The 12333-nt window shown below is 66.2% G+C and carries 10 protein-coding genes; 2 read left to right on the top strand and 8 right to left on the bottom strand.

Annotated elements, in window-relative coordinates; translation table 11 throughout:
• Window positions 1–49 precede the first annotated feature (49 nt).
• The gene (locus P7C00_RS20345) at window positions 50–1000 is read left to right on the top strand and encodes a transporter (protein ID WP_346635279.1); all 951 of its coding nucleotides are present in this window, start codon (window positions 50–52) and stop codon (window positions 998–1000) included.
• Between the two features lie 60 nt (window positions 1001–1060).
• Here the strand turns inward: P7C00_RS20345 and P7C00_RS20350 are convergent, their stop codons facing one another.
• From P7C00_RS20350 to P7C00_RS20385, 8 genes are all read right to left on the bottom strand, one after another.
• Window positions 1061–2269, bottom strand: a complete 1209-nt coding sequence (locus P7C00_RS20350; protein ID WP_404940052.1) for a DSD1 family PLP-dependent enzyme — start codon at window positions 2267–2269, stop codon at window positions 1061–1063.
• A gap of 85 nt (window positions 2270–2354) precedes the next feature.
• Window positions 2355–3683: a D-arabinono-1,4-lactone oxidase gene (locus P7C00_RS20355; RefSeq protein ID WP_404940054.1), complete on the bottom strand. Its 1329-nt coding sequence runs from the start codon at window positions 3681–3683 to the stop codon at window positions 2355–2357.
• A gap of 85 nt (window positions 3684–3768) precedes the next feature.
• Window positions 3769–4176, bottom strand: coding sequence for a c-type cytochrome (locus tag P7C00_RS20360; RefSeq protein ID WP_346635278.1), 408 nt, complete (start codon window positions 4174–4176; stop codon window positions 3769–3771).
• Between the two features lie 257 nt (window positions 4177–4433).
• The gene (locus P7C00_RS20365) at window positions 4434–5237 is read right to left on the bottom strand and encodes an energy transducer TonB (protein ID WP_404937234.1); all 804 of its coding nucleotides are present in this window, start codon (window positions 5235–5237) and stop codon (window positions 4434–4436) included.
• The gene (gene tolR, locus P7C00_RS20370; RefSeq protein WP_041118949.1) at window positions 5234–5680 is read right to left on the bottom strand and encodes a protein TolR; all 447 of its coding nucleotides are present in this window, start codon (window positions 5678–5680) and stop codon (window positions 5234–5236) included. The genes P7C00_RS20365 and tolR overlap by 4 nt, the downstream gene beginning before the upstream one ends.
• Before the next feature lie 16 nt (window positions 5681–5696).
• Entirely contained in the window at window positions 5697–6407 is a 711-nt protein-coding gene (tolQ, locus tag P7C00_RS20375) for a protein TolQ (protein WP_404937235.1), read from the bottom strand.
• Between the two features lie 81 nt (window positions 6408–6488).
• Window positions 6489–8411 carry a phytase gene (locus tag P7C00_RS20380; RefSeq protein ID WP_404937236.1) on the bottom strand — a complete coding sequence of 641 codons (1923 nt, stop codon included), beginning with the start codon at window positions 8409–8411 and terminating at the stop codon, window positions 6489–6491.
• A gap of 39 nt (window positions 8412–8450) precedes the next feature.
• Window positions 8451–10973, bottom strand: coding sequence for a TonB-dependent receptor (locus P7C00_RS20385; RefSeq protein WP_404937237.1), 2523 nt, complete (start codon window positions 10971–10973; stop codon window positions 8451–8453).
• Window positions 10974–11416: 443 nt separating this feature from the next.
• Between P7C00_RS20385 and P7C00_RS20390 the strand changes: the two genes are divergently transcribed.
• Complete coding sequence (locus P7C00_RS20390) at window positions 11417–12331, top strand: GGDEF domain-containing protein (protein WP_346635273.1); 915 nt, start codon at window positions 11417–11419, stop codon at window positions 12329–12331.
• Window positions 12332–12333: the final 2 nt, after the last annotated feature.

The raw sequence follows: 12333 nt of genomic DNA on the forward strand, positions 1-12333 counted from the left end.
GGCGCGCCTGCCGCCGCGCTCCCCACTAACAATAAGAATGAGCCCAACCATGCACCCGACCCGCCTCACTCGCTCTCTGCCCCTGCACCTGGGCGTGGCCCTGGCCGCCTGCGCCAGCCTGAATGCCCAGGCCAGCGAATCCGGAGTGGACAATATCGGCCCCGGCACCGACGGCTTCTACGTGCTGCCCCTGAGCCCCGACCAGCTGCCGGAGCACATGTTCGCCTTCAACCTCTACTACAACCACTACCAGGCCAAGAAGCTCGACATCAGCTCCTTTGGCGGCAAGGTGCAGGAGGTCAAGATCACTTCCGACGCGATCATCCCGCGCCTGGATTACCTGAGCCCGCTGCGGGTCTTCGGCGGTCGCCTGGGGGGCTACGTGGCCCAGCCCTACCTGCGCCAGCAAGTGTCGCTGTACGGCCAGAGCGATCGCCGCGAAAGCATGGGCGATACCACCTTCGCGCCGATCATCCTGTGGGACATGGGGCCCAGCCTGACCCTGGGCGCGGCCGTGGAAGTGACCCTGCCCACCGGCCAGTACGATGCCGACCGGCTGGCCAACACCAGCAACAACTTCACCACCTACAAGCCGCTGTTTTCCATGACCTGGCTGCCCAGCGAACGCACCGAGCTGTCGTTCAAGAGCACCTACAGCTTCAACCGGGAAAACCGCGACACCCACTACCGTTCCGGGCAGATTTTCCACTTCGACTATTCGGCCAGCTACCGCCTGACCGACGACCTGAGCCTGGGGCTCAACGGCTACTACCTGAAGCAGACCACCGACGACAAGCAATATGGCAAGACCGTGACCTTCATGGGCGAGGACGTGAGTGACGGGGTGCGCGGGCAAGTGTTCGCCATCGGCCCGGCGCTGCACCTGCGTTTTCTCAAGTACGCCAGCGCCGAGATCCGCTGGGCCAAGGAATTCGACGTGGAAAACCGCCCCGAGGGCGACATGCTCTGGGCCAAGCTGAGCATTCCTTTCGCCTTCTGAAACCGACAGCAATCTGCGCCCCTGTAGCCGAAAACAGGCTACAGGGAGCGAGCTCATACCTCAGCCATACACCGGCCAGCGCTCGACGATACGCCCGCCACGCAGCGCCAGCAGATCGCCGAATTGCAGCAGCACCGCCTCGCTCTGCTGCGGGCGCAGGAACACCTGATCGTCCACCTGCAAGCCCACGGCGCGGGAGCCATTGACCATCTCCTGGTTGGAACTGCGGCCGAACAGCTCGTTGCTCTGCAACCCGGCCGGCGCTGCGAAATCCGCCAGCCAGTGGCCGCCATAGATGAAGAAGGTCTGGCGCTGGTTGCGGTCCCACCAGGAGAACAGCCGCGACTGGTCATCCAGGGCCGGAATCCGCACCGGGCCGGTGCTCTTGAGCACCGGGGTGGCGATAAAGGCGGCCGGCACATGCTGTTCCAGAGACGCCAGGTCGTAATGGCTGGGCTTGAGCAGCGCGGTGCCCACCGACACCTCGGTGCTCAGGGCCTCCTGCTCGTGCCGGCGATAGCTGGGGCTGCCGGCGGTGTTCAGGGTCAGCTCGGCCTGCCACAGCGCCGGGTACTGCTGGCGGGTGAAATCGGCAAAGCCGTTGTAGAGCTGCATGACCTTATCGAACAGGCTTTGCGGCGAGCCCAGAATCCCCGGCACGCCCATGTCGACAAAGGGGTCGTAGCCCATGAATCCGGCAAACTCCAGGTGCCGGGGGTTGGCGCTGATCAGCGCCAGCATCTGCCCTAACACGCCATGGTCGGCCACACCACCGCGATGCAGCCCCACATCCAGTTCGATATTGATGCGCATCCGCGTGCCCAGGCCCTGGGCCAGCCCCAGGTATTGCTGCAGGCGCTCAGGGGTATCGAGCAGCCATTGCAGTTGCCGGCGCGGGTCGAACGGGCCCTTGAGCTGCTGGTAGAACAGCTCGGCGGCGCGGACCGGCAGGGGTTTGCCAAGGAGGATATCGGCGTCGGCAAACACCTCGGCGTCGTGGTTGAGAAACGGCTGGTGGAAGGACATCAGGCGCCGGGTGCCGGCGCGCTGGGCGATATAGGCCAGGAGCCCCGGCGACGGCAGGGATTTTTCCACCAGCCGCAGGTGCTTGCCGCCCCGTTGCACCGACTGCATGACCACCTCGATGTTGTGGTCCAGGCGATCCAGGTCGATCAGCATCACCGGCTGCATCGGCCCGTTGGCCTTGAGCTCGCGATTGAGCTCGGCGAAATAGGGGCTGTAGGGCGCTCCCCGGTCGCCGGGCCGCAGCCAGGCACCGACACCGGCCAGCAACACACCGGCCCCCAGGGTGCCGGCCATGAAATGACGACGATTCATGGGTCTGATCTCCTGTTCAAACCACACCCAGCACCGAGGCCAGGTGGGCGTTGATGAATTTGCCTTGCGGGTCCAGCGCCTGACGCACCTTGGCGAAGGCCGACCATTGCGGGTACAGCCCCTGCAGGGTGCGGGCATTGAGGCTGTGGTGCTTGCCCCAGTGTGGGCGTCCCTGGTACTTCCAGAAGATCGGCTCCACCGCGGCGAAGAAGTTGTGGTGATCCATGCTGTAGTGCTGATGCACCGAGATCGAACAACTGTCGCGCCCCTCGAACATGCTCAAGGGAATGTCGTCGGCCTTGACGTAGCGGTACTCGATGGGAAACCAGGTACGCAGGTCCTTGTCACGGATCAGCGCCAGGATCTCCCGCAGGCACTCAGGCCCCAGGTGCGCCGGCACCGAGTACTCCATCTCGTTGAAACGCACGCTGCGCACATTGGCGTAGACCTGATAGGAATCCCCCACCCGCTCATCGAACCGGGCCAGCCAGCGCAGGCTGTTGAGCAGGTGGCGGCGAGTGTCGGGGAAATCGCTGAGGTACTTGTCGAGGTTCTCGATCAGGCCGACGAACTCGTTGCCGCCCTCCTCGGCCGGGTCCCTGGGCGGGGTCGCCGGGTCGTCGGTTTCGTTCAGGGCCACCGCCAGGGCGTAGTCGGAATGGGTGACCACGAGCATTTCCCAGTGCTGGTTGTCGCGAACATTGTTGGCCATGTCTTCCAGCAGTTCATCGGTCCTGGCAATCCACTGTTTTTCCCGCAGGCGATAGGCGGCGCGGTTCTGCAGGCGCACCCGGGTCGCCACCCCCAGCGCCCCGAGGGACACCCGGGCGGCGTGGAACACCTCGGCGTTGCGCTGTGGATCGCAGTCCAGCACCTCGCCACTGGCGGTCACCAATTGCAGCCCGCAGACCTGGGACGAATAGGAGCCAAAGCCGATCCCGGTGCCGTGGGTCGAAGTGGCAATCGCCCCGGCGAGGGTCTGGTAGTCGATATCCGCCATGTTCCACAACGCCTGCCCCACCTCCTTGAGCGCCGGGCCCATCAGCGCCATCGGTGTGCCGGCGGCGAACTCGGCTTGCAGGGTCTGGGGATCGTGGGCCAGCAGGCCATTGAAATAGGCCAGGGACAGCAAGGTGCCGTCGGTGGGCACCAGGGCGCTGAAGGAGTGGCCGGAGCCCACTGGGCGGATCTTGCCCGGGGCCTGGCGGATCACCTGCCGCAGCTCATCCAGGTCCTTGGGCGCCAGCCGCGCTTCGGGCAGGCAGCTTTGCGCGCCGGACCAGTTGCGCCAGGGAATCAGCCGCGGGGCGCGGGCCAGCTCGGCCAGCAGCGGGTTGCTGCACAGCGCGCTGAAGGCGCCGAGGGCACCGGCGCCTTGCAGCAGCCGGCGTCGAGAAAGGTGCGTGACCATAAACGAAGACCTTGTCTTTTTATTGGAATGAGTGGCCGGACATGAAGCTGATCAGGGCCAGGAACTGCTCTTCGCTGCACTGCATGCACTGGCCCATGGGCGGCATGCCCTGGTAGCCGTTGATGCTGTGATCCAGCAGGGTATCGGCGCCCTGGGCCAGGCGCGGGGCCCAGGCCTTGGCATCCCCGGCCAGGGGCGCGCCGGAGGCCGGGTTGGCGTGGCACAGCTGGCAGCTGCTGGCATAGACCTGGGCCAGGGCCGGGTCGGCCGGGCTCTGGCGCACAGCGTCGAGGCGCACGGCAGCAGGCGGTTCAGCCTCACCGCAAGCGCTCAGCAGCAAGCCCAGAGACAGGCCCAGGGCGCTGCGAATCAGCGAGCAAAAGTGACGCCGCAACGGGCGCGAACAGACGGGGGTAACAGTGGGCATCGGCGGTCCTCAGTGCGGCCAGGGCAAAGGGCCCGCCCCGACAACAGAGGCGGACCACACAGGGCAACACTAAGACACCCGGCCCTTGGGGTTGAGGGCATTGGCGGCCAGCCAAGGGGGCAGGCTCGGCCAGCCAAGGGGACAGGCTGAGCCAGCCAAGGGACAGGCTGAGCCAGCCAAGGGACAGGCTCAGCCAGGGCGCGCACGGTCAGCCAGGTGGCGGTCTGCACGGCGACGGGCGCACGCCTACCCCCGCCTTACTTGATCCGATAGTGAAAGGTGTTGCGCACCGCCGGCACTGTCACCGCCTGGCCATCGATCAGCCGTGGCTGGTAACGGAAAGTCGCCACCGCCGCCAGGGACGGGCGCATGAACAGGGGGTGGCAACCGTCGATGACCTTGGGGTTCTCCACCCGTCCCTGAGGGTTAACGCTGTACTCCACGGTGCAGTCGCCTTCCAGGTTCTTGTCCAGGGCCCGTTGCGGATAGTCCGGGGCCTCCTTGCTCAGGGGCTGGTACTGGCGGCTGTCGGCCGCCGCCTGGGCCGCCTGCTGACGCCCGCGCTCGGCAGCCAGCCGCGACTGTTCGGCGCGCTGGGCCTGCTCCTGGGCCAGGCGCTCGGTATCACGCTGACGCTGTTCGGCGTCCAGGCGCTCGCGCTGCTGGCGTTGCTGTTCCTGCGCCTGCTCACGCTTCTTGTCTTCCACACGCCTGCGCGCCAGGGCCGCCTGTTCCAGCTTCTGCGCCTGCACCTGGGGGTCCACCCGGGGCTTGGGGGGCTCCAGCGGCGCCGTAGGTGCCGGAGGTGGTGGTGCGACTTCAGCCACCGCCGGCAACGCTTCCGCGGGGGCGGCCGGCGGCGCCAGCATCACCAGTTGGGTGGTCAGTACCGGCGGTGTCTCGACCTGCGGTTTGTCCACCGACCAGCCCAGTACCAGCGCCGCCAGCACCCCGGCGTGCAGGGCCAGGGCCAGGGTCGCCGCCAGGCTGTTGCGCCAGAAGCCGGCAGTTGCGGAGCCCATGGGCAGGGCTATCGGGCTGTGCATGATCATCGCCGTCATTGCGGGGCCTCGGTCACCAGCCCCAGGTTGTGCACCCCGCCCTGCTGCAACGCCGCCATGGCCGCCACCACGCTGGAATAAGCGGCGTCCTGGTCGGCGCGGATATACACCTGGGTGTCGCCGCGCTGGGCAATCACCTGGGCCACCTTGGCGCGCATCTGCTCAAGGTCCACGGCGCTATCGGTCTGGTGGCGGGTATCGAGTTCGCTGCCCAGGTTCCAGTAGTAGCCGCCGCCGGCCTGCACCGACAGGGTGAGGATCTGCTGGCGGCTGTCGGTGGCCAGGGCCTCGCTGGCCACCTTGGGCAATTCGATCTTCACCCCCTGGGTGAGCATCGGCGCGGTGACCATAAAGATCACCAGTAGCACCAGCATCACGTCGATGTAAGGCACCACGTTCATTTCCGCCTTGGGTCCGTGCTTGCGTTGCGGCCGGGTCAACATCAGTTTGCTCCTTCTCTCAGGCGGCCACGGCCAGGTGACTCGGGGTGCCCTGCAAGGTGCGATGCAGGCGTACTTGCAGTTCATTGCCGAAGGCGTAGTAACGGGTCAGCAGGGTCTGGCTGCGGGCGGAGAAGCGGTTGTAGGCGATCACCGCAGGAATTGCTGCGAACAGGCCGATGGCGGTGGCGATCAGCGCCTCGGCAATGCCCGGAGCCACGGTGGACAAGGTCGCCTGCTGCACCTGGGACAGGCCGGGGAAAGAATTCATGATCCCCCACACGGTGCCGAACAGGCCGATATAGGGGCTCACCGAGCCCACGGTGGCGAGAAACTGCAGGCCCTTTTCCAGACGGGTTTCCTGCTCGCTGATGGCCACATACAAGGCCCGCTCCACGCCTTCCAGCACCCCTTCGCCGGCACCGCCTGCCTGGCCCCGCAGGTGGCTGAACTCCTGGTAGCCGGCGGCAAAGATCGGCTCCACGCCGCCTTCGGCGTTGCTGCCCTTGGCCACTTCGCGGTACAGCGGCAACAGCTCGGGGGCGCCGCGAAAGCGCTGGATGAAATCGTTGAAGCGCTGCTCACGACCGCGCAGCACCGCGCCACGCTGAATGATCAGGTACCAGCTGAGCAAGGATGCCAGGAGCAAGGTCAGCATCACCGCCTTGACCAACAGGCTGGCATCGCTGATCAGCCCCCAGATGCTCATGTGTTCGAGTGTGGCCTGCATGGTGGAACTCCTTCTCGGGTGCCCGCCAGGGCTGGCGGGGCTATTCGATGAAATGCAAATGACAAGGTGATGACCGCCACCTCAGGGCAGCTTCAGGGCCTGGGTGACCTCGGCCCAGGGCACGAACTTGAAGTTCTGGGTCTGCTCGGGCATGCGCTTGCGCCCGTCCTGGACCACCAGCAGGCCCTGGCTCCAGGGCCCGCCGAGGTTGGCCGAGGTGACTTCCAGGCCGTCGGTTTCCGCGGCACCGTCGATCCCCGCCCGGGCATTCAGGCTGACCCGGAAGGCGCCGTGGGAGGCGAACGGCGGTTCGGCATCCAGCACCAGGTAGCTGTCGTTGCCCTGGCTGGAAATCACCAGGTAGTCCCGGGCGCTGCTCTGGTACAGGGCCAGCCCCTCGACATCGGCCTGCAACAGGCCGCCGACCTTGATCACGCTGTGCAGGGTCGCCGGTTGCTCGGGCCGGGCATCCACCGCCCAGACGCCGACGTCCTCTTCACCGAGGAACAGGCGCTGGCGCTGGTCGTCGGCGACACAACCCTCGGGCTGGCTGGCCACCTTGAACTGGCGCACCAGTTCGCCCTGGGCCGTGCCGCCGGGGGCGCTCAGGCGGTACTGGACGAAGGTGCCGTCCTTGTCGTTGGCAATGGCGTAGATCTCGCCGCTGGCCGGCTGGAACAGGCAGATACCGTAGATTTCCTTGAGCGGCGTGGGCACCTCTCCGGCCTCGCTCAGCTCGCCGCTGGCCCGGTCGATGGCAAACAGGCTGAGGCTGTTGCGGTCGCGGTTGCTGGCCACGGCCAGGTCCACACGGCGCTCGCCGAGCTGGAAGTTGGGCCGCACATCGACATTGTTCAGGCGCCCCACTGCCAGCTCCTGCAACAGCTTGCCCTGCAGGTCGTAGGCCAGCAGACCCTGCTTCTTGTTGGTGCCCAGCACCCGACTCTGGGACGGCTGCTGCGGGTGGACCCAGATCGCCGGGTCATCGGCGGCGTCGCCCTGGCGCCCCACCGGCTCGCTCTGCACCGCCGCCTGCACGGTGGGCAAGACCGGCGGCAGCGCCACTGGGGTGGCTTGCCAGTTCAATTGGCCCTGGTACAGGCGCCCGTCTTCGTCGTCGCGCAGCAGCACTTGCAGACCCTTGTCGCTGGCGCGCAGGGCAAGGTTTTCCGGTTCCTTGAGGCCGGCCAGGGGCAGTGTGGCCTGGGCCGCCCAGCCTTTTTCCTGCTGCTGGTAGAGGTGCAGTTGCGCGGCTTTCGGGTCCAGGCCGAGCATCCCGCCCGGCACCAGGGCCATGGCCCCGGCGCTTTTCCTGATCTCGCCGAAGGGCGCGCGCAGGGCCACCGGCTGGCGCGTGGTGTCGGCCTCGGCATGGGCCGGGTAGGCCCACCAGCCGACATTCTGCTCATTGACCAGCAGGTGCTGGGCGGCATCGTCCACCTGGCAGAACTTGGCCTCGGGAGGCAGTGGCAGTCCACGCACCCGCTGCGGCTCGACGCTCAACTGCGCACCGTGGCCCACCAGCCACTGCTCGCCCTTGCCCTCCTCGCCCACCAGGAACAGGAACAGGTTACTGGCCTCGTCGCGGTACAGGCACAGGCCGTTGACCGGGTAGTCGCGGGGTGGCAGGTACAGCGGCTGGCCCCAACTGCGGCTGGCCGGGTCGAGGCTCACCAGCAGCGCCTGCTGGCGCTGGTTGTCGAGGCTGGCCACCAATACTTGCTGGCCGGCGGCGCGGCTGTCCAGGCCATTGAACGAGCCCTTGAGCCGGGCCAGTTGCCGGCCCTGTTCATCCAGCAGCAACAGGCCTTCGCGCTCGCTGGCCAGCAGCCGGTCGGCACCTGTGCCGGCGGGCACGAAACCCAGGCCGGTGACGCCCGGGGTCTGCTCGGCCCAGGGCTTGAGGTTCAGGCCGGGCACGCTGGGCGCGGCCAGGGCGGCGCTGCCGGCCAGGGCCATGCACAGGGCCAGCAGGCCGTTTCTTGCGGTCGATACAGTGCTCATCACAATCCTTGGGTGTGCAGTCGGGCAAGGGCCCGGTACTTAGAAATGGGTGAAGGTCAGGCCGAGCTTGTAGGTCGGGCCGTATTCCTCGTACTGGGCGTTGTAGGAGCGCTTGCCGGTGTAGACGAAGTACGGCTGGTCGGTGAGGTTCTGCGCCTCGAAGCTCAGTTGCAGGTTCTTGGTCAGGGAATACTTGGCGCTGAAATCGACGAAGGTCTGGGCATCCACGTGCAGGTCGTGGGCCTTGTCGTTGATGGACGCCAGTTCGAACAGGTAGGCCGACTTGTAGTTGGCCGACAGGCGCAGGCTGAGCTTGTCGTCTTCCCAGCCGAGCATCAGGTTGCCCACGGTGTCCGACTGGTTGGGCAGGTCGATGTCGCGCTTGCGGTTGACCCCGGCCTTCTGGTCGAAGCCCTCGATGCTCGCGCTGGAGCGGCTGAAGGTGCTGTTGGCGCCCACCAGCAGGCCGTTCCACGGCGCCGGCAGCCAGTCGAACTTCTGCGAGTAGGCCAGTTCCAGACCATACAGCTTGGCGCTGTCGCCGTTGGCGAAGCTGTGCGCCTCGGAGAACCCGGTCCAGGCGCCGGTGCCGGCCAGGTCGGTGTTGTAGACGAAGTTCTGGATGTCCTTGTAGAACATGAAGGCCGAGACGGTGCCGGCATGGCCCATGTAGTGCTCGATGCCCAGGTCCAGGTTGCTCGACTCCAGGGGCTTGAGATCGGGGTTGCCGAAGGTCGCCTCGTCGCCGTCGATGACAAAGCCCGGGGCCAGTTGGCCGAAGGTCGGGCGCACCACGCTCTTGGTCCAGGCCGCGCGCAGCTGGGTGTTCTTGTCCAACTGGTAGCGCGCATGCAGCCCCGGCAGCCAGTGCTGGTAGCGGCGTTTGGTGTCGGTGGCAGTGAAGGCACCGTCGGTGACCCCGGTACCCTTGGCCTCGAACTCGGTACCCTCGTAGCGCAGGCCGGCGATAAAGCGCCAGTCGTCGATGTCCAGGGTGTTCATGAAGTAGCCGGCATTAATGTCTTCGCGAATCTTGAAGTCGTTGACCCGGGATTCTTCCTCGTCATAGAAGGCCGCCTGATTCAGGCCGCCGATCAACTGCTTGATGGCGCCGCCACTGATGCCCGGGCCGAAGCGGCCCAGGGAATAGTCCACGCTGCCCTTCTGGAACTGCCCGAGGTTGAGCTGCTGATCAGTGAAACCCAGGGTGTCGAAATCCTTGTAGACCCAGGCCTCCAGATCGTTGTCCTTGTTGCGCCGGCTGATTTTGCCGCCGAACTTGAACTGCGCGGCATAGCCACTGAGGTCGTAGTCCCGGGCCAGGTCCAGGCGCAGGTTCTTTTCGGTGTCGGTGGTGTTCTGCTTTTCCCAGTCGACCTTGTCCAGGGTGAAGTTGGCCGCATCAAAGAAGCCTGAGCCGATCACCGGGCGCGGCTTGCCGTTGTCGTAGAAGCCGCTGTCGGAAAAATCGCTGTTGCCCTTGAAGGTGGCCCCGGCGATATGCGCCGGGCTGTCTTCGCTGGAGCGGCTGTAGCCGGTCTGCCCGCTGAGAGTCCACAAGCCCAGTTGGCGCTCGCCGCCGAACACGTAGGACTGGATTTCCTGGGTTTCCTCGCGCTGCTTGAGTTTGCGCTTGGCCTCAGCGTCGCCGCGATCACCGGCGGCCAGGGGGTCGGCGAACTCGATGCTGGTGGAGTTGCGCGTCTCGCTGTCCTTGTAGCGGCTGTAGAGGGTGCGCAGGTAATAGCTGCTGCTGTCGTCAGGCTTGTAGTCGAAGTTCAGGCCGCCACCGGCGCGCTCGCGGCTGATGGCGTAGTCGCGCTGCTCGAAAGACTGCAACTTGGCGCCCTGGTCGAAGTCCCAGGCGCCGCCGGTCTCGACATTGTCGGAGCCGAAATCGCGCTTCTGCCAGCTCAGGGCCGCGGCCACGCCGAAGTTGTCGATGCCGTCGCCGAGGCTGAAACGGTTGCTCGCCGCACCGGAGAATTTCGGGCTGGTCTGGCGCGTGTTCTGGTCGTAGCTGGCCTCGCTGCTGCCGGTGTAGAACAGGCCCTTGTGGTCGAAGGCCGAGAGGCTTTTCACATCCACGGTGCCGCCCAGGGAATTGGCGTCCATGTCCGGGGTCAGGGTCTTGATCACCGACAGCGACTGCACCAGCTCCGATGGCAGCACATCCAGTGCCACGGCCCGGCGCGCGCTTTCCGGCGAAGGCACCAGGGTGCCGTTGATGGTCACGCTGTTGAGGTCCGGACCCAGGCCGCGGACGCTGACAAAGCGCCCCTCGCCCTGATCGCGCTCGATGCTGATACCCGGCAGGCGCTGCACCGCCTCGGCGACGTTCTGGTCCGGCAACTGAGCCACGCCGTCGGCATGCACCACGCTTTCGATGCTGTCCGAGCGCCGCTGCTCCTTGAGCGCCTGATCGACGCTGGCGGCCTGGCCGACCACTTGCACATGCTCGGTGGCGGCCGTTTCGGCGGCGCTCAAGCGTTCACTGGCGATGGCCATGGCCAGCGCGGTCAAGGTAAAGCTGACAAGCCCGGGACTGCTGCGCTTGTACATGATGGTCCTCCCCCAAGAGTCCGCTAACGCCGGGCAAGGGGCCCGGCAACTGGGAGGGCACGCTAGGGTTGGCGAATGACGGTTCTGTGACAGGCCTGGTCGACAGGTCGCCAAAACAGCCGTTTTCCCGGGTTTAGCCCCGGCAAATGAGCTGAATTGACCCCTGTGGGAGCGGGCTTGCCCGCAAAAGCCATCACCCGTCGGGCGCAGGTCTTGCGGGCCCCTTCGCCGGCAAGCCGGCTCCTACACATCCGTGGCGCACCCGCCGCCCCGTAGGAGCGGGCTTGCCCGCGAAGAGGCCCTTGAGGCTGCCCCATCCAGCAAAAAAAACGCCTGAACCCTGAGCTGATTCGACCCCCGGCGGTTTTTTCCGGCGTCACCCCAGTGTCATAAACATCTGCTGTGCTGACGCCCTCTCACTCCTGGCAAAAAGGATCGCGGCCATGTTCTGCGTGCTCAAACCCCACCGCTGGAAACTCGCCGCGCTGTTGCTGGCGGCCAATGCCGGGCTGCTGCTGCACCTGGCTTGCGGCAGCCTGAAAGCGGTCAGCGAATGGCAGTGGCTGGACATCATCGGCGAAGGCGGCTCGGCGCTGCTGGCCCTGGTCTGGCTGGGGCTGGTGCTCAAGAGCCGCCCCGCCGGGCGGGTCACCAACTACCTGGCCCTGGGCCTGAGCTGCATCTTCTTTTCCTGGTGGATCGACAGCCTCGACGAGTTCATCCGCCTGCCCGACAGCATCACCTGGGACCACTGGCTGGAGTCCGGGCCGATGCCCATCGGCATGATCCTGCTGACCCTTGGCATCTACCACTGGCACCGCGAACAGCTGGCCATCAGCGCGCAGATGGAAAAGAAGGAGCGGCTGTTTCGCGAACACCGCCAGTTCGACAAGCTCACGCCCCTGGCCGGCGCCGACTACCTCAAGCACCAGCTGGCCAGTAGCCTGGCCGACAGCCGCCGACAGCAGCAGCCACTGTCGCTGCTGGCCCTGGACCTGGATCACTTTGCCGCGATCAACCAGGACTACGGCCATGCCGAGGGTGATGCGGTGCTGCAGGCCCTGAGCCATGTGCTGCTGCTCAACCTGCGGCGCCAGGACCTGCTGTGCCGGCTGGCCGGTGACCGCTTTGTGGTGCTGCTGCCCAACACCGGGGAAAGCCAGGCGCGGCTGCTGGCCCTGGAACTGCAACAGGCAGTGCAGGGGCTGGCGCACAAGACCCGGCAACACGGCGAGCGCCTGCACCTGGCAGCCAGCACCGCGGTGGTGATGGCCCTGGAAGAAACCCCGGAGGGGCTGCTCAAACGCCTCAACCTGGCCCTGGCCCGGGCCAAGCAGCCCCTGGCGAAAACCGCCTGAGG

Source organism: Pseudomonas sp. JDS08PS003, assembly GCF_045013505.1.
GTDB lineage: Bacteria > Pseudomonadota > Gammaproteobacteria > Pseudomonadales > Pseudomonadaceae > Aquipseudomonas > Aquipseudomonas protegens_B.

Bases quoted from the DNA above. Each gene is read 5' to 3' on its own strand.
- P7C00_RS20380 (WP_404937236.1), bottom strand. From the start codon at position 8,411: ATGAGCACTGTATCGACCGCAAGAAACGGCCTGCTGGCCCTGTGCATG.
- P7C00_RS20345 (WP_346635279.1), top strand. From the start codon at position 50: ATGCACCCGACCCGCCTCACTCGCTCTCTGCCCCTGCACCTGGGCGTG.
- P7C00_RS20365 (WP_404937234.1), bottom strand. From the start codon at position 5,237: ATGACGGCGATGATCATGCACAGCCCGATAGCCCTGCCCATGGGCTCC.
- P7C00_RS20360 (WP_346635278.1), bottom strand. From the start codon at position 4,176: ATGCCCACTGTTACCCCCGTCTGTTCGCGCCCGTTGCGGCGTCACTTT.
- tolQ (WP_404937235.1), bottom strand. From the start codon at position 6,407: ATGCAGGCCACACTCGAACACATGAGCATCTGGGGGCTGATCAGCGAT.
- P7C00_RS20390 (WP_346635273.1), top strand. From the start codon at position 11,417: ATGTTCTGCGTGCTCAAACCCCACCGCTGGAAACTCGCCGCGCTGTTG.
- tolR (WP_041118949.1), bottom strand. From the start codon at position 5,680: ATGTTGACCCGGCCGCAACGCAAGCACGGACCCAAGGCGGAAATGAAC.
- P7C00_RS20385 (WP_404937237.1), bottom strand. From the start codon at position 10,973: ATGTACAAGCGCAGCAGTCCCGGGCTTGTCAGCTTTACCTTGACCGCG.